We start from the raw sequence: 17,046 nt of genomic DNA, 5'->3' as shown, positions 1-17,046 counted from the left end.
CTGTGCGACAGCCGACCGCTCCACCATGGAGTCGGACGTTGACTCACCGCGCACCCTATCCAGACCCCCTGTGAGATGGCTGTGAGCGCGCCATGCTTGATCGACTCGACTTCCGGGAAGTCGGGCTGTCGCCCCGCTCAGAACACCCCGATTTCCGTGAACCCGAGTCGATCAACGATCAAGATCCGCGATCGCCAGGTGGGCGGCCCGGTCCGGGTCGTCACCGGCCCGCCTCAGCAGCGCATCCGCGAACCAGTGGCCGGCGACGCCCGGGCCGCCGATGACGTCGAGGTACAGGCCGAGGTCGCAACGCTCGCCGAAGATGGTGACCTGAAGGTCGGGGCGGCGGCGGTGGATGGCGTCGAAGAGCCGCCACGCCGACTCGTCGCGCCGGGAACGGCGCACCGGATCACACTCGACCAGCGCCTCGGCGACGCCGTCCGCCTCGGGATCGAACCCGTCCAGCAGCGGCAGCAGTGACGGGTCCGCCAGGTAGGCGGCGGCCTGGAAGGTGAACGTGTGGACCTCGTCCCGGGCCAGCAGCTCACGTACCAGCGGAAGCGCCCGTGCGTCCCGCCGCCGGGCCAGCCCTCGGGCGCCTTCCGCGCGTACCTCCGGGTAGACATCACGGGTACGGTCCCACAGCGCCCGGCGAACGGCGTTCCCGTCTGCGGTACTCATCCAGCCGAGCCCGAGGGTGGCCCAATCCCGCACGGCGGAGTCGGAGTCGGTGGACAGGGCGATCAACACCGCCTCGCCGGCCTCGGCCGGCGGGTCGTCGAGCACCATCGGCACCGCGACGGCGACCTGGAACCGTACGTCGCTGTCGGGACTGTCCGCGAGGGTGACCAGGGTCGGCAGGGCGCGAGGGTCGCAGGTCGCACCCAACGCGCGGGCGATCGACCAGTGCACCTCGGGATCGGTCTCGGTGGCGGCCAACGAGATCAGGGCCGTCGCGGCGTCCGCGCGCAGGTCGTCCCCGTGCACGGCGCTCGCGAAGCCGAGCAGGTCGCACGCCGCCGCGCGCACCACGCGGTCCGGATCGGCGAGCCGACCGACCGCCAGCCGGACGGCAGGCCCACCTGAGCCGCTCCAGCCTGCCACCGCCCGCCCCGCATCGTCGATCATGGCGTTGTGGTGGGGGACCAAACGCCCGTGAGTTACCGAATCGGGCACCACAAGTCCATGATCGACGGCCAACTGCCGGAGCAGCTCCGAGCCGTCGTCGGATTCGCCATGCTCGACGGTGCGCCGCAGCAGCCCCACCGCCCGGTCGAACAGGTCCGCCACCTCGTGCGCTTCCATGGCCACGATGGTGCCCGCCGGCCAGTGGATGCCGCCACCGACTTCTGATCAACCCCGACTTCGCCGAAGTCGGGCTATCAACCCGACCGGGACACCCCGACATCGGCGATGTCGGGGTCGATCACGGATCGGTACGGGCGAACCGGCCGGCCTTGACCCCGTTGAGGAACGCGGTCCAGCCGCTGACGCCATAGACGAGGGTCGCCGCCGCGCGGTCCTTGCTGTCGCGCACCGCCACCCGCCCGGAGCCATCGAGAACAGGCCCCGCCTCGACGCAGTTGCCACCGTTGTCGGGGCTCCTCGTGCTGATGTGCCAAGCGACATAAGGCGTGGACTCGCTCATGACAGCTCCTCCGCGAGTGCTGTGATCAGCTTCGCCGACTCAGTCGCACTGAGTGCGGCCTCCCGGAGGCGATCGTACGCGCGCACGTAGCGCGAGGCATTGTCCGATTCCAGGAAGAGACGCCCACCGAGGGTTTCGGCATGGGCGACGTCGGAGTAGGGGGCAGGCATCCTGAAGAGCCAAAAGGTGCCGTCCAGGCCCGCGTGCAGTCCGAGGGTCAGCGGGAGGACACGGATCTCGACAGTCGGCTTCGCGGTGGCGCGCGCCAGGTGGGCCAGTTGTGCAGCCATGACGCTTCTACTCATGACGGGCCGACGGAGGGCCACCTCCTCGATGATCACGGTGAGTCTCATCGGCGAAGGACCATTCAGCAACCGCTGCCGATCAATGCGCAATTGGACCCACTTCCGGATCTCGATCTCGCTCGCGGAGCTGGGCTCGGCATTCCTGATGACCGCCTCGGCGTAGTCGCGTGTCTGAAGCAGGCCGGGTATCAGCAGCGCTGCGTAGGTGCAGACCTGGTCGGCTCTCGACTCCAACCACGGAAAGTCAATGAACGAGTTGTCGTAGATCGTCTTGTCAAAGCCGTTGTCCCAGCGGTCGACGCGCCAGGCGTCCTGTGCGAGCTGAATGAGCCGCTCCCGTTCCCGCTCGTCGTAGACGCCGTAAAGGTCCAACAGCGCCACGACGAGGTCTCTCCGAAAGGGCCATTCCGCTCTCTCATAGCGAGCCAGCGACGAGAAGTCACGCTCAAGATACTGCGCCACGTACTTGAGAGTGAGCCCACGCTTCTCGCGCAGCTCACGCATGTGCTGGCCCAGCCACTGGGCACGTAGGGTTCGAACGAACGGCTCTCTGTTCGCGGCCATGCTCACCTCTCCAGGCACCCACCGAAGGATTCCGTTGGTGTCGTTGCACCAAGACCGAGGCCACTGGAAACGTGACCTGCGGGTGAGAGTGATCGCCGGCCCCCGGGGAAGCCCGGTGCAAACACGGCAACCGCGGCTGGGCCAACAGCCGAGAAGGTGACGAGAGACGGCCTCGCGAGTGGCAGTCGCATACCGGCTCTCGTCGGGTCTCAACTAGAGCGTCGGGACAACTGCATCCCGGCTCCGAACCGACTTGCACGAATACCTACCACGAAGAAGGACGCTCCCGCGACCCCGACGCGTCCATGGACCGACGACAGCAGAGGTGACCGATGACCAGAGGCTCGCTCTACGACGGTGGCCGGCTGCATCCGCGGCACGTGCGCGACCATCAGTTCGCCACCGTGGGCTTCGGCCGGCGAGGGCTCGACCCCCGGGAGGTGCGGCGGTTCCTGCACCGCGTCGCGCTCGACCTGACCGCGCTGCACCACGATCTGGCGCTGCTCAGCGAGGAGAACGCGCGGGTCAAGCGGGCGCTGCGGGCCCGGCAGGGCGCCTGGCCCGAGAGGCGGCAGTGGTGATCCCACCGGACCGGATCTTCGTCCCGCTCCCTCGGGACGCCGTGCTGGCGTTCACCGAGGCGACCGAACCGCCGCCCCGACACGTGATCCACCTGCCGGTGGCGGTAGCCGATCTGGCCGAGGCGCTGGAGCTGGCCCGGAGCCTCGCTCGGTCACTGACCTCGGCTCCGCAGGTCGACGTCTCGGGGACCACGGTGTCGGCCGAGGACGCTCAACACGTACGACACTGGGTTTTCTGTGACCGGATCATGCCGGATCGCCGCCGCTGTGCGCGGCGGGCCGATCATCTCGGGTCCTGCCTACCTATCGACGATCCCTAGGGTGTCGGTCGAGCTCGTGACCGCTGCACCTCACGGTCCTGGGCGGCGTTGTCCAGGACCGTGACCACCACGTGGTCGGGCAGATCGATCAGAGGACGCAGGTCACCGTCGAGCACCGTGCCGACCACGAGCCGCCGCAGACCGGACGCGGCGGCGAGGGGCGACGCCGACGCGATCGCGCCGAGACGCAGGGTGTGCAGGTTCGGAAGACCAGCCACCGGGTCCAGCCGCAGCGGCTCGACCGGCGCCGATTTCGCGTTGGGTCGGACCACAACCTCCTGCAGTTCGACCAGGCGGGCCAACGGCTCCAGGGAGTCCACGGCGGCATCGACCACTTCGAGCTGCCGTAGCTTGGGCGCTTCTTCGACGCCGTGCAGGGCCAGGGCAGCCTTGCGCCCTTCGATCCTGAGGTACACCAGCTCGGACTTGGCCCCCAGCAGGGTCAGGTCCGAGCCGGCGTACCGGTCGATCGTCAGGTGTTGCAGGGCCGACAGCGCGCCGATCGTCTCCAGACCTGGCCGCTCCGACAGCACGAGCGTGTCCAGCTTCGGCGTCAGATCGAGCCGGACCGCCTTCTTGGACCGCGTCAGCAACGACAGACCGAGAAGATCCTCCAGTTCGAATACCAGCGTGTCATCACGTAACGGACCCTCGATCGCGACCCTGCGCAGATTGGGCAGGTCGCGCAGGAAACTCAGGTCGAGCTTCCGACCGGTGTCACTGTCGAAGGCGAGGAAGACGGCATCGCAACCACCCTCGACGTACCGGCGGGTGTCACCCTCCCGCCAGACGCTGTCCGAGAGCAGATATTCGCCGGGATTCACCGTCTGGTTGCCGAACACGGTGCCGTCTCCTCCGCCCGCTCGCCTAGTAACTTCGGTTGTAGAGGGTACCGCGCCCCCGAGAAGGTCCCCCGAACGCGCGGATGGTGCGCTTCTCCAACCGCCGCATCCGGGCCCAGGAGTTCCTGCCCTTGCTGAACGTGTAGTGCGAGATGTGATTGATATCGGCCGCGCCGAGGCCCTCTCGCCGGAGCGCGCCCTTGCTCCGGTTCACGTGCTGCCCGATCCGCCGGTGCATGTTCTTCGAGATACCTACGTACTTCTTGCCGTTGTTCAGATGAATGATGTACATCCCCGAGGACCTCGGTACGCCCCTACGCGCGGCATCCAGGATCGGGCAACTCGCGTTGTGAACGAGGATGTCCAGATCGTCAACGGCGACCACGTACGTGTGGGTGTCGCCCACGTTGAGGTTGTGGACCGTCTGGTCCCGCAGCCAGCCGCGTTCCTGAACGCGTTGGACCGTGGCCTTCTCGCCGCGGCTACCGACGATCACGTCCCCGGCCCCGACCTCGGCGGCGTTGGTCCAGCCCTTGCCGTCGACCCAGATCGGATGTTCGGCGGTGGCGGTGAGGACATCACGGGCGTCGCCGTCGAGGTCGATGTCGACGAGATGCCGGCTGCCCTGCCCGACGAAGGTCCCGAGTACGGGCTGCGCCGCCGAGATACCCGTCTTCGGGTCGGTCGACATCACCAGGTCCCCGACCTGGATCTCCGCGATGGGCAGATAGCGTCCGTCGGCCATCAGGACAGGGGTGTCCGGCGCGAAGGAATTACATCTCTTCGCCGCCCGTGCTGCCTTGGCCGCCTTTCTGGCCTTGCGGGCCTTGGCCGCGGCACGGGCAGCGCTGGCGGCCAGTCTCGCGCCCTTGACCGCCGCTCCGGCGCCGATGGCCGCTGCCGCCGCTCCGCCGAGGGCCCAGGCGGCTTCCTTCCAGTTGCCGGTGGCAGCGTAGGAGACGGCCGAGACAACCCCGGCGATCGTGCCGATGGGGCCGGGAATCATGGACGCGTAGGAGGCGACCTTCGCGACCTTGGACAGGCCCTTCTTGATGCTGCCCCAGCCGAACTTGCCGTCGAGGTCGGTGCAGTTGACGGGATCGCCGGCGCAGTAGTCGTAGGCGGTGGCGTTGCCGCCCTCGACGGGGTCGACCTGGAGGAAGCGCCCGAGGGCGGGGCTGTAGAGACGTACGCCCATGAGGATGACGTCTGCCATCGCCTCACCGGAGCGCTGCTTGCCGCCGAGCCAGCCGTAGCGTTGGTCGGCCTGCCCCGCCATCGGGACACCGAACTCGTCGTAGTCGAACAGCTCGGGTTCGGTCAGCGCGGGGTCGATGGTGGCGGCGACGTCGCCGTGCAGGTTGATCAGTTGGAGGCGTACGTCTCCGGTGGCGCTGGTGGTGGCGCCGAGATCACCGTCGGGTCCGGAGACGTTGCGGGTGATGCTGCCGAGGGTGGTGTCCTCGACGATCCACCGGGGTTCGTCGGAGTCGTCGCCGTAGTGGTTGAGCTTCGAGGTGGCGTTGGACCAGTTGCCGTCGACCAGCGTCTCGGTGGTGAAGGCACGGAACCGGTGCGCCGGGTCGAGGGTCCAGGTCTGCCGCGAATCGCCGAGTTGTTGACGTTGGACGAGGTCGTTGGCGTAGTAGGCGTTGGTCAGCCCACCGGGCATCGCCACGGTTCGGCCGAAGGCGTCGTAGACGAATCCGGCGTCGGTGAGGCGGTCCGCGGTGTCGTACGTATGGTCGGCCTCCGCATCGGCCGCGTCCTCGTCGCAACTGCCGTCGGCCGCCGGGTCGAAGGTGGCGCTGTTGGTGCGGTTGGTACGGCTGTCGTAGGCGTAGGTGCGGGTCACGCAGCCACCCGTGATCGCACTGTCCTGGCGTGCCTTGGTCAGCCGGCCGAGCCGGTCGTAGGCGTAGTTCTTGCCGCCTCCGGTGTAGCTGTGGTCCACCCACTGGCCGGCGGTGTTCTCGACCACGGACTCCGAGTAGATGACCGCGCCGTCGGAATCGCGGGTGTACGTGCGCTCGACGGGTTGCAGGTTCGCGTCGAGCCGGTCCTTACGAGTGAGGCCGCCCGGGTATCCGAGTTCGGTGATCTGTCCGTCGGGTGAGTACTTGGCGGTGAAGGTTCCGGCAATGTTGTCGGTGACCGAGGTCAGCAGGCCACGTGGTTCGGCGACCCGGTCGTACGCGAAGACCGAACTGCCGGTGGGGTCGGAGACCTTCGACGCCTTGCCGAACCGGTCGAACTCGTTGACGGTGGTGCCGCCGTCGGCGTCGGTGTAGGAGGCGAGCCGACCGAGGAGGTCGTAGTCCCGGGTGACGGTCGCACCGTCCATCGTCGTCTGGGTCACGTCACCGGAGGTCGGGCTGTAGGCCGTGGTGACCGCGCCGACAGCCGCGCCCTCGTCCGACGTGATGACCGCGCTGGTCACCCTGGTGGCCGCGTCGTACGAGGTGGTGGTGGTGCGGGTCTTACCGGCAGAGGTCTCGGTGACCACTGCCTCGTCGCCGTAGCGGGTGTACTCGGTGACCCGGCGTACGGGCAGGTTGGTGGTCATCCGGTCCGGGTCGTGCCCGGCGACGGCACCGACGGCGCGGGTCACACACGGCTCGCCGGCCCACTCGGGCCGGTTTCCGCACGCGGCGTCCTGGGTGTTGGTACCCGCCGTGTAGTAGACGATCTCACGGGCCATCGCGTCCGAGCCGGAGGAGCCGATCCCCCAGGACTTGAGGACCCGCCCGGCGGCGTTGTGCACCGCGTACGCGGTCAGATTCTGCCCACCGGCACCGGCGTCGGCGACGACCTTCGTCGCGGTCTTCAACGTCCACCCGGACACGCCGCCGTGTTCGGCGTCGTAACCGTTCTTGCTGACCCGGACGTCGACGTCGGGATAACCGACGATCTGGGCGCCCTCGCTCTCGGTGGTCACCAGGTGGTAGCTGGCGCCGTCGGGCTTGCCCTCGTCGTAGACGTTCACCGCGTGGCTGCGGCCGATCACCGTCGTGCCGGCATCGAGGGCGGTCAGCGGCCCGCTGCCGTCCGGGTCGGCGACGGGGTTCTCCAGCACCATGGTGACGGTGGTGCCGAGGGTGTCGATCAGGTCGATGCCGTCGGTGGAGTACTTGTTGATGGTGGACAGGGCCAGTGCCCGGTTGGCGGTGTCGGTGTTGGCCAGGCCGAGTTCGGCGAGGTGGGTGTTCGAGTCGGGAAGGGTGCCGAGGGCAAGTTCCCGGTCGGTGGCCTCCAGGGTGCGGATGACGTTGCCGAACCGGTCGTACTCCTGGGTGTCGATGTGCCCGCCCGGCGTGGCGGTGTTGACCTCCTTACCGCTCGCGCCGAGGTAGTGGATGGTGGCGTAGGTGTAGCCGCCGGTGCCGGGTGAGCTGGGGATGGCGCTGTTCCGACCCGGGTTGTCCTCGGGGCCGAAGACGGCGGTGGCGTCGGTGGGCAGGTCGAGCTGACCCCAGGTCGCCGCGGCGGCGGTGTTCAGGTTGTGCGGACCACCGGCTGCCTGGGTCAGGGGGACGTTGTAGACGACGTTGGTGGCGAGTTCGCCGTCGGTGGCGGTCTTGGAGCCCTGCTGCAGGGCGGCCCGACGGGCCTTGAGGAGCCGGCCGGGGTTCTCGTCGGTCGCGAGGTCGGCGACCTGGTCGGCGTTGAGAGCCTTGCCGTAGACGCGGACGTCGTCGATGTCGCCGTCCCAGACGTTCGCGGCGGCGCCGGCCCACTTAGCACGGCCGATGACGAAGTTGCCGGAGGCGTTCCAGCCGCCGGTCGCGGCGGTCGACGTCTGCTGAATGCCGTTGACGTACAGCTTCATCTGCCCGGCCGCGGTGTCGTAGACGCCGGTCAGGTGGGTCCACTGCCCGGCCACGGTTCCGGTGTTGGAGCTGGCCCGGACCGGGGTCGCCGAGGTGTTGTCGGAGGTGACCCGGGAGAACGCCCAGCGGTCGGTCTCCTTGACGTAGTTGAGGAAGAAGCCGCTGGTGCTGGCGCCGTCCTTGGAGACGGCGGTGCGGTTGCCGTCCTTGTTGTTCAGCCGCACCCAGGCCGAGACGGTGTACGAGGCGGTGTTGGACAGGGCGGTGCCGGCGACGCTGATCTGCTGGCCGGTGCCGGCGGTGAACGTCGCGGCCCGGTCGGCCGGGTCGTCGGGGTCGTTGCCCTGGCCCCAACCGACACCGCTGGCGACGGTGCCGGTCCGGCCGCTGCCGGAGGCGTCGCTGACACTCGTTCCGCTGCCCTCGTCGAGGTTCCAGCGCAGCGCGGCGGTGTCGACGTCGGGGTTGCCGTAGTCGAACATCCACGGCAGCTCACCGGCCGGGGTGACCTTGGTGACCCGCCCGTTTCCGTACTCGTAGGCGGTCTTCAACGCGGGGGTGACGCGAGGGTCCCACACCTCGCGCAGCTGCCCCAGGTTGTCATAGCTGTAGCGGGCGATGACCGTGGAGGTGGTCGCCGAGGCGGCGGGGTCCCAGGCCCACAGTTTCACCTGCGTCACCCGGTCGACGTAGTCACCGAACACCGTCTGCGACAGGCCGGCGGTGGTGGCGGTCGCGTAGACGTACTCGAGCACCTCGCAACCACGGGCCGGGGTGGCGCTCGTGCAGTGGTTCGTGTCGTCGACCCCCGGCTCAGCCGGGTTGATCACCTTCTGGAGCAGGAGGCGACTGCCGGTGGTGTCGTAGACGTACCGGGAGGTGGTGTCCGACTCCGGCGTCCACGACGAGGTCGCCGCCCACACCCCGCCCTGGGAGGTGAACTCGGTGGCGGTGCCGTCGATCTCCGACAACCGGTACGAGGTGCTACCGACCTTCGACAGGACCAGGCCCTCGGCGCCGGGCTCGGGAGTGAAGCTCACCCCGTCGGGGTTCTTCGCGAAGGTGATCCAGCCGCCGCCGATCGTGTTGACCCGGGCCAGCGACGGTTCGGGGAAGGTGACCGTGGTGTATTCGACGTCCGCCGCGCCGCCGGTCGCACCGCCGGTCCAGGCGGGGCCGAACGGAGCGACGATCTCGGTCATCGAGAGGTTGTCCCAGTAGACCTTGCGGCCCGAGCCGCCCTGCATGCCGTTGTAGAGGCGGAAGAACGCCTCTGTCGCGCCGGCCGGGACGGTCATGTCGACGGAGAGTTCCTGCCACCCGTCGAGGTAGGCGGCCATCTTCGACGACACCTCGGTGTAGACGCCGTTGACCCGGTGGAAACCGACGATCCGGAGCCCACGCTGGGTGTACGCCGGCACCAGACCGGTCGCGGCCGGCACGTAGACCCAACCCGTCATCCGGTACGTCTTACCCGGCGTCATGTTCAACTGGAGTGCGCCGCCGTCGCCGCCCACCGCGACGTACGTGTCATTGCTGGTCGTGGTGACCGGGGTGATCTCCAACGAGTCGGCCGGAGTCGTCTCGCCCTGTCCTCTGGCGGTCGATCGGACGGCCGATGAGGTCGACGGGACGTTGAACCCGGTCAGGTCGGTGGAGACCTGCTGCTGGTTCGCCGTCAGGCGCTGCACCATCGGCTGGTAGCCGTCGCGGTAGCCCCGGGACGACGCCGAGCGGGAGACACTCAGCCCGAGTTCGTCGGCGTCACCCGAGGAGAGGGCGTAGTCGCCGGTGAGCAGGTTCACCGAGCCTGGCCCAACCTCGTCGTCCGAGGCTCCGTCACCGCTGGAGTCGACGGTCACCCGGACCCACGGCACCGTGTACGCCGGAGTCGTGCCGGTCGCGGTGTACAACTGCGCACGGACCTCGACCACGCCGCCGACCAGGCCGAGGGTGTCGGTGGCGTTCCACACCGCGTACCCGCCGAGCGCGGACAGGCTTACCGGACTCGCGGCGGTCGCGAGGATCTGCGCGCCGGTGGCCGAGGTCAGGTTCGCCGACGGCACCGGCAGGGTCGCCGAGCCGGGGCCACGCCGGTATTCGAAGTAGCCCCGGGTGTAGCCCGCCACCGGAGTGGTGACCTGAAGTTTGGTCCGCTTGACGATGGTCGCACCGGGCAGCGGCTGCGCCAGCGCGGCGCTGCCGGCCTCGAAGACGTACAGGTTCGGGTTGGACAGGTTGCCGGCCGAGTCCTTTGCCTGCACCGTCAACGTGCGATGCCCGTCCCGCGGGGCCAGCGAGACCGGATGGGTGCCGGTCGCCGCGACCGTGGTCGCCGCCGTGTCGTAGTCGAACCGGTACACGTACGCGGCCAGGTCGGTCGTGCCCGAGGCGGGAGAGAAGGTGAACGTGTCGGCTGCGGCCGCGCCACCGTGCGGCTGGCCGTCATTCAGGTACACGCTGGCGGAGACGAACGGCACCAGCGGCTTGTCCGTGTCGACCGTCAAGCTGGTCCAGCCGGTGTAACCGCCGTAGTTCCACGGGTCCTTGCCACGGACCTGCCACTCGTACTGGGTGCCGTTGACAAGGTCCACCGGCACCTGCCACGAGGCCGTCGAGCCGTTGGTCCACGCCGGGCTGCCCGAGCGCAGGCCGGACGAGGACACGACCGCCTGGGTGGCCTTGTTGCGAACGACGAACTCGGCCTGCAGCGTCTGGCCCGCGTTCGCGTCGGCCAACTTTGCGGACAGCGTCGGACGCACCGAGGCGGTCCGGGCCCCCGCGCCGCAGGAGGTGAAACACGGCGACACCGCGACCGCGCTCGGGACACTGGGAGCGCTGTTGTACGTGATCGCGACCGACGGCGGATGGGTGCCCTCGGCGGAGTCGAACCGCTTCCAGCCTGCGGTCGTGGTCTCCGAGGTTGCGCGCAGGAGCACACTGGCGCTGGTCGCGGACGTGTCCGCGCTGTACTGCAGCGCGCCACCGACCTCGATGTACACCCAGCCGTCACCGCAGGAGGAGCTGTAGCCCCGGGTCTCCGACGAGGTGCCCACCTTCGCCCGCGCCGTGGGCTGGTCGGTCCACCGCACCGACGAGTCGACGTAGTCGGTCCGCCACGCCTCCCAGCCGGCGGCCGTGCAGGACCAGGAGTGGTAGTTCCACAACTTCAGCTTCGCGCTCATGATCCGGCTGCCGGCGAAGCCGGAGGTGTTGAATCGCAGGTACGACCGCGCGGTGAACGTTCCACCGTCCGTGGAGTAACCCAACTTCAGGTCGGCCGAGCCCGATTGGTCACTGGAGTACGAGTTCTGCACGAACGCGTCGAAGGACGGCGACAGTGACGTCGGCGGGTCGATCGTCACCGGGAACGTCAGATCCGCGCGGGCGAGGAACTTCGCGTCCGGGGTCAGCTCGACCACCGTACGACCCGCGCCCTTCGCGACCGTCCGCAGACCCACCGGCGCCCGGTTGAGTCGCTCGCCGGACAGGGCACCGACCTCGGCGTCCCACATGATCGGCGTCTGCGCCCGGCTGACCTGCCGACCAGCCTTGTCCTTGAACAACAGGCCGCCCATGCCGTCCCCGGCCGCGGTCAGCTTGCCGGTCCGGATCGGCAGCGTCAGCTTGCGCACCTGCGCCAGTCCGGCCCGGTCCTTCACCACGAAATGCTGTTCGTAGCCGGTGGCGTGGGCGTGGAAGACCAGGTCGACACTGGGCAGCACGTTCGGGTACGTGATCGTCCGGCCGGACAGGACCGGTGGCGGCAGGACTCCGGTCCACGCCAGGCCGACCTTGTCGTCGCCGAGGCCGAGGGAGGCGACCTCGTGCTCACCGTTCGTCGACGCGGCACCGGCGAACACCAGCCCTCGCGGGTGGGCGATCGGGGCGACCGTGCCGTCGGAACGACCCTGGAGGGTCAGGTCCACCGGCACCCACTTGTCACCGTTGCGGACCCGGACCGGGGCGAGGGCCTGCTCCTCGGTCAGCGTGCCGTCGGCGTTCGCGAAGAGCTGCGTCGTCTCCGTACGTCGGCCGGCGATCTCGACCCGTGCACCGCACAGCTTCGCCGCCACCGCGGCCGACACCTCGTCCGGTCGATCGTCCGGACACGTCGGCTTGGGCGCCGTCGCGGCGGCCGGTGCGGCCCGGGCCGGCTCGGCGGGGCGTGTCGGCACGTCCGAGAGGGTCGCGACCAGTACCAGGACCAGCATCATCGCCAGCCTGGACGCCCACCCCACCGCACGGCCTCGCGTCAACCTGGTGAACACACTCGAAGGCCACGCCTGAGTCCGCACAACACCCTCCCCGCCACACACGCCGGATGACGAGCGGAGAGTACGGAGATCCTTCCACGAGACTCAAGATCTTGACTAGATGAATGCCGGCTGATAGCTCCCTGAGCGCATCCACTCTCGGTAGCAGCGATAACAGACGATGGCTATTGAAAAGTGTCCTAACTGGACTGCCGGACAGCCCAGATGGTCACCGAAGATCGGCCTGATCTTCAGGCGCTGTGGGAAAAGTCGCTGACCTAACCGGTCTTGACGACGGCCAGTTCGCCGACCTGCTCGCCGATCGTGGTGCACGCCTCGGCCGACATCCCGGCGTCGGTGATGAGGACGTCGGCGGCCTCCAGCGGGGCGATGGTGGCGATGCCGATCGTCTCCCACTTGGTGTGGTCGGCGAGCACCACCAGCCGGCGGGCGGCCCCGATGAGGCACCGGTTGACGCCGGCCTCCAGCAGGTTCGGGGTGGTGAAGCCGGTGCGCGGGCTGAGGCCGTGCACCCCCAGGAAGAGCAGGTCGACGTTGAGCGCGCTGATCGCCGCCTCGGCGACCGGGCCGGTCAGCGCGTCGGACGGGGTACGGATGCCGCCGGTCAGGACGACGGTCTGGTCGGCGCGCGGATTCTGGTAGAGCGCGTCGGCCACCGGGATCGAGTTGGTCACCACGGTCAGCCCGTGCACGTCGGACAGCAGGGTGGCCAGCGCGGCGGTGGTCGTACCGGCGGACAGCGCGATGGCCATCCCCGGCTCCACCATCGTGGCCGCCCGCTCGGCGATGGCCCGCTTCTCCGCCTGCTGGCGGATCGACTTCGCGGCGAAGCCGGGCTCGTCGGCCGAGCCAGGTCCGGCGAGCGTCGCACCACCGTGGACCTTGTCCACCAGGCCGCGCTCGGCCAGCACCTCCAGGTCGCGCCGGATCGTCATGTCGGACACGCCGAACCGGCTGACCAGGTGGCTCACCCGCACCCCACCGCGCTGGCGGATCAGGTCGAGGATGGCGCTCTGCCGCTGCTGGGCCAGCATCTGGGGAACCTCCTTCGCGCCGTGGCCGTCGACCACACTACGACCGGTCCTCGCGGACCACGGCCACCTCGCCGGCCGGCACGGTCAGCTCACCCGCGCACCGCGTGCCGGTCAACAGATCGACACCGGTCGCCGAGACCCGTACTTCCGACGACGTGTGGTTGATCGCGAACAGCCAGGTCCGCTCGCCGTCGCGGCGTCGTACCACCTCCACCCCGCTCGGCGCCTGCGCCGCCGGACGGACGCCGGCCTCGTCGAGCAGCCGGGCGACCAGCCGGTCGGTGGCCGGCTCGTCGAGCCGGGCGCCGACGTACCACGCGGCGCCCGCGCCGACCGACCGCCGCGTGAGCGCCGGCACGCCCGGCAAGGGCCCATCGGTGTACGACGCCAGCACCTCGGCGTCGTCGGCGTGCAGCCACTCGGTCCACACGTCGACGGTGCCGCCGTCGTCGAGTCCGACGCGCTCGCCCTCGCGCAGGGGAAAGAACTCCTCGGTGTGGACGCCGAGCAGGTCGCGGAACGCGCCGGGGTACCCGCCGAGGCGGATGTGGTCGTTCTCGTCGACGATGCCGCTGAAGTAGGTGACCGCCGCCGTGCCGCCGGCCTCGGTGAATCGGCGCAGCGCCTCGACGTCGGCGTCCCGGACGAGGTAGAGGGTGGGCGCCAGGACCAGTCGGTAACCGCTGAGGTCGGTCGACGGGTGGACGATGTCCGCGGTCACGCCGGCCCGCCAGAGCGCGCCGTGCAACGCGTTGAGGCGGTCGGCGTACGTGACGTCGACGCTCGGGTGGGAGTCCAACTCGACCGCCCACCACGCCTCGAAATCGAACAGGATCGCCACCTCGGCGTCGACCCGGCTGCCGCGTACCTCGGCGAGGGCCGTGAGGTCCGCGCCGAGCTGGCAGACCTCGCGGAACACCTTGGTGTCCGGGCCGGCGTGCGGCACCAGCGCGGAGTGGAACTTCTCGGCTCCGGCCCGGGACGCACGCCACTGGAAGAACAGCACCCCGTCGGCGCCCCGGGCGACGTGGGCCAGGCTGTTGCGGCGCAGTTGGCCGGGGAGCTTCGCGACGTTGCGCGGCTGCCAGTTGACCGCGCTGGTGGAGTGCTCCATGAGCAGCCAGGGCTCGCCACCGGCGACGCCCCGGGTGTGGTCGGCGGCGAGCGCCAACCCGAGGTGGGCCCGGGGGTCGGCGGCGTTCAGGTAGTGGTCGTTGGAGACGAGGTCCACGTCGCCGGCCCAGGAGTGGTAATCCATGTGCTTGGCCATGCCGACCATGAAATTGGTGGTGACCGGTTGGCGGACCAGCGTCTTGAGCGCCTCGCGTTCGGCGCGTAGTTGGGCGCGCTGCTCGTCGGAGGAGAAGCGCAGGAAGTCGAGCTGCTGGGTCGGGTTGGCGAACGTCGGCGCGGTGCGCGGCGGATTGATCTCGGCCCAGTCGCCGTAGCGCTGGCTCCAGAACGCGGTGCCCCACGCGTCGTTGAGCCGGTCCAGGTCGCCGTAGCGCTCGCGCAGCCACCCCCGGAACGCCTCGGCGCTGACGTCGCAGTAGCAGTGCACGTTGTGGCAGCCCAGCTCGTTGGAGACGTGCCACATGACGACGGCGGGGTGCTCGGCGTACCGGCCGGCGACCGCGCGCACCAGCTCCAGGGAGCGCTCGCGGAACACCGGGGAGCTGGGGCAGTACGCCTGCCGCCCGCCCGGCCAGAGGATGGCGCCGTCGGCCCGTCGGGGCAGCGTCTCCGGGTGCGCGCGGGGCAGCCAGGGCGGTGGACTGGCGGTGGCGGTGGCCAGGTCGACCTGGATGCCCCCGTCGTGCAGGAGGTCGAGCACACGGTCCAGCCAGCCGAACTCGAACCGTCCGGGGTGGGGTTCCAGGCGTGCCCAGGAGAAGATGCCGACGGAGACCAGGTTGACCCCGGCCCGTCGCATCAGCTCGACGTCCTCCGACCAGGTCTGCTCGGGCCACTGCTCGGGGTTGTAGTCGCCGCCGAAGTAGATGCCCTCGCCCTGCCATCGCCGCATGACAGGTGAGGGTGCACCGGCCACCCACCGAAGTCAACAGTTTCCAACATCGACTTCCTTTCCAACGTTTACCTCGTAACAGCCGGATCACGACTGGGTTATCAGAGGCGAAAGTACCTCTTGACAGCGGCCTATGGAGAGGTAGCTTGAGGCCCCAACTGGCCGATCGTGTTCGCCAATGTGGATTCTCGGTGGATCACGATGCGTATTTCCAGGCTGGACCGCTCCTCACCACACCTGACCCCTTGGACGTAGCACCTCTTCATCCGCAGGAGGCACCGATGTCCCGTCCCCGATCGCAAGCCGAATACCTGGCTCGGCTCGTACCGCCCTCCGTCGCCGGCATCAACCGACGGTCACTGCTGGCCGGCGCGGCCGGCACGGGCGCGCTGCTCAGCACCGGTCTGCTCGCCGGCTGCGGCGACGACTCCGGCTCCGGCGGGTCCAGTAAGGACGTCTCGCTCGGCTCGAACCAGTCCGACCCGAAGCCCAAGGACGTCCTCGCCAAGATCACCGACGGGTTCAAGACCTCGTCCGGCGTCCAGGTCGCGACCAACACGGTCGACCACAACACGTTCCAGGAGAACATCAACAACTACCTGCAGGGCAAGCCGGACGACGTCTTCACCTGGTTCGCCGGCTACCGGATGCGCTTCTTTGCCGCCAAGGGCCTGGCCAGCGACATCAGCGACGTGTGGGGCAAGATCTCCGGCTACTCCGACGCGTTCAAGAAGGCGTCCACCGGGGACGACGGCAAGCAGTACTTCGTGCCGGGGACGTACTACCCGTGGGCGGTCTTCTACCGCAAGTCGGTCTGGCAGCAGCACGGCTACCAGGTGCCCACCACGCTGGACCAGTTCACCGCGCTCGGCGCGCAGATGAAGAAGGACGGCCTCACCCCGATCGCCTTCGCCGACAAGGACGGCTGGCCGGCGATGGGCACGTTCGACATCCTCAACCTGCGGATCAACGGCTACCAGTTCCACGTCGACCTGATGGCCGGCAAGGAGGCCTGGACCTCCGACAAGGTCAAGAAGGTCTTCGACACCTGGGCCGGCCTGCTCCCCCTACACCAGCCGGACAGCCTCGGCCGCACCTGGCAGGAGGCCGCGCAGTCGTTGCAGCAGAAGAAGAGCGGCATGTACCTGCTGGGCCTCTTCGTCGGTCAGCAGTTCAGCAACGAAGAGCAGGACGACCTCGACTTCTTCACCTTCCCCGAGATCGACCCGGCCATCGGCGCGAAGGCGCTGGACGCCCCGATCGACGGCTACATGATGGCCCGCAAGCCCAAGAACGAGGACAACGCCCGCAAGCTGCTCGAGTACTTCGGTGGCAAGGCCGCCGCGGACATCAACCTCAAGAACGACCCGGCCGTCCTCGTCGCCAACAGCGGCGCGGACGTCGGCGGCTACACGGCGCTGCAGAAGAAGGCCGCGGAGCTGGTCGGGTCGGCCACCGAGATCGCCCAGTTCCTCGACCGGGACACCCGGCCTGACTTCGCCTCCACGGTAATGATCCCGGCGATCCAGCAGTTCATCAAGAACCCGAAGGACATCGACGGGCTGACGTCGTCCATCGAGAACCAGAAAAAGTCGATCTTCACTGACTGACGGCGGAAG

10 protein-coding genes are annotated in these 17,046 nt (G+C 68.9%); 3 read left to right on the top strand and 7 right to left on the bottom strand.

All coding sequences use genetic code 11. The annotated features are described in order from the left end of the window. Window positions 1-171 precede the first annotated feature (171 nt). The 3 genes from ACIA3K_RS19800 to ACIA3K_RS19790 form a co-directional block, all read right to left on the bottom strand. Complete coding sequence (locus tag ACIA3K_RS19800; RefSeq protein ID WP_396802744.1) at window positions 172-1,305, bottom strand: HEAT repeat domain-containing protein; 1,134 nt, start codon at window positions 1,303-1,305, stop codon at window positions 172-174. 121 nt (window positions 1,306-1,426) lie between these two features. Then, a complete protein-coding gene (locus tag ACIA3K_RS19795; protein ID WP_396802742.1) occupies window positions 1,427-1,648 on the bottom strand; it encodes a DUF397 domain-containing protein in 222 nt (73 codons plus the stop codon). Further along, entirely contained in the window at window positions 1,645-2,517 is an 873-nt protein-coding gene (locus ACIA3K_RS19790) for a helix-turn-helix domain-containing protein (RefSeq protein WP_396802741.1), read from the bottom strand. The genes ACIA3K_RS19795 and ACIA3K_RS19790 overlap by 4 nt, the downstream gene beginning before the upstream one ends. Window positions 2,518-2,849: 332 nt before the next feature. Here ACIA3K_RS19790 and ACIA3K_RS19785 point away from each other — a divergent pair, with 332 nt between their 5' ends. After that, on the top strand, window positions 2,850-3,098 hold the full coding sequence (locus tag ACIA3K_RS19785; RefSeq protein WP_396802739.1) for a DivIVA domain-containing protein: 249 nt from the start codon (window positions 2,850-2,852) through the stop codon (window positions 3,096-3,098). 83 nt (window positions 3,099-3,181) lie between these two features. Continuing rightward, complete coding sequence (locus ACIA3K_RS19780) at window positions 3,182-3,418, top strand: hypothetical protein (protein ID WP_396802955.1); 237 nt, start codon at window positions 3,182-3,184, stop codon at window positions 3,416-3,418. On the opposite strand, the gene ACIA3K_RS19775 is transcribed toward ACIA3K_RS19780, so the two are convergent. From ACIA3K_RS19775 to ACIA3K_RS19760, 4 genes are all read right to left on the bottom strand, one after another. Next, window positions 3,415-4,260, bottom strand: coding sequence for a hypothetical protein (locus tag ACIA3K_RS19775; protein WP_396802738.1), 846 nt, complete (start codon window positions 4,258-4,260; stop codon window positions 3,415-3,417). The two genes, ACIA3K_RS19780 and ACIA3K_RS19775, sit on opposite strands and share 4 nt — an antisense overlap. Window positions 4,261-4,285: 25 nt before the next feature. Then, a complete protein-coding gene (locus tag ACIA3K_RS19770; protein ID WP_396802737.1) occupies window positions 4,286-12,304 on the bottom strand; it encodes a LamG-like jellyroll fold domain-containing protein in 8,019 nt (2,672 codons plus the stop codon). 320 nt (window positions 12,305-12,624) lie between these two features. Continuing rightward, on the bottom strand, window positions 12,625-13,401 hold the full coding sequence (locus ACIA3K_RS19765) for a DeoR/GlpR family DNA-binding transcription regulator (RefSeq protein ID WP_396802735.1): 777 nt from the start codon (window positions 13,399-13,401) through the stop codon (window positions 12,625-12,627). 37 nt (window positions 13,402-13,438) lie between these two features. Then, window positions 13,439-15,427, bottom strand: coding sequence for a beta-galactosidase (locus ACIA3K_RS19760; RefSeq protein ID WP_396802733.1), 1,989 nt, complete (start codon window positions 15,425-15,427; stop codon window positions 13,439-13,441). 281 nt (window positions 15,428-15,708) lie between these two features. On the opposite strand from ACIA3K_RS19760, the gene ACIA3K_RS19755 reads away from it, so the two are divergent. Continuing rightward, the gene (locus ACIA3K_RS19755; protein WP_396802731.1) at window positions 15,709-17,037 is read left to right on the top strand and encodes an ABC transporter substrate-binding protein; all 1,329 of its coding nucleotides are present in this window, start codon (window positions 15,709-15,711) and stop codon (window positions 17,035-17,037) included. Window positions 17,038-17,046: the final 9 nt, after the last annotated feature.

This window comes from Micromonospora sp. NPDC051543, assembly GCF_044454415.1.
Lineage (GTDB): Bacteria > Actinomycetota > Actinomycetes > Mycobacteriales > Micromonosporaceae > Micromonospora.
Note: the sequence above shows the minus strand (reverse complement) of the source record. Positions and strands in the feature narration are given on the sequence as shown.

What these genes read in the sequence shown, in the direction of transcription:
- ACIA3K_RS19800 (WP_396802744.1), bottom strand. Translation starts at nt 1,305, where the DNA reads ATGGAAGCGCACGAGGTGGCGGACCTGTTCGACCGGGCGGTGGGGCTG.
- ACIA3K_RS19795 (WP_396802742.1), bottom strand. Translation starts at nt 1,648, where the DNA reads ATGAGCGAGTCCACGCCTTATGTCGCTTGGCACATCAGCACGAGGAGC.
- ACIA3K_RS19790 (WP_396802741.1), bottom strand. Translation starts at nt 2,517, where the DNA reads ATGGCCGCGAACAGAGAGCCGTTCGTTCGAACCCTACGTGCCCAGTGG.
- ACIA3K_RS19785 (WP_396802739.1), top strand. Translation starts at nt 2,850, where the DNA reads ATGACCAGAGGCTCGCTCTACGACGGTGGCCGGCTGCATCCGCGGCAC.
- ACIA3K_RS19770 (WP_396802737.1), bottom strand. Translation starts at nt 12,304, where the DNA reads ATGCTGGTCCTGGTACTGGTCGCGACCCTCTCGGACGTGCCGACACGC.
- ACIA3K_RS19765 (WP_396802735.1), bottom strand. Translation starts at nt 13,401, where the DNA reads ATGCTGGCCCAGCAGCGGCAGAGCGCCATCCTCGACCTGATCCGCCAG.
- ACIA3K_RS19760 (WP_396802733.1), bottom strand. Translation starts at nt 15,427, where the DNA reads ATGCGGCGATGGCAGGGCGAGGGCATCTACTTCGGCGGCGACTACAAC.
- ACIA3K_RS19755 (WP_396802731.1), top strand. Translation starts at nt 15,709, where the DNA reads ATGTCCCGTCCCCGATCGCAAGCCGAATACCTGGCTCGGCTCGTACCG.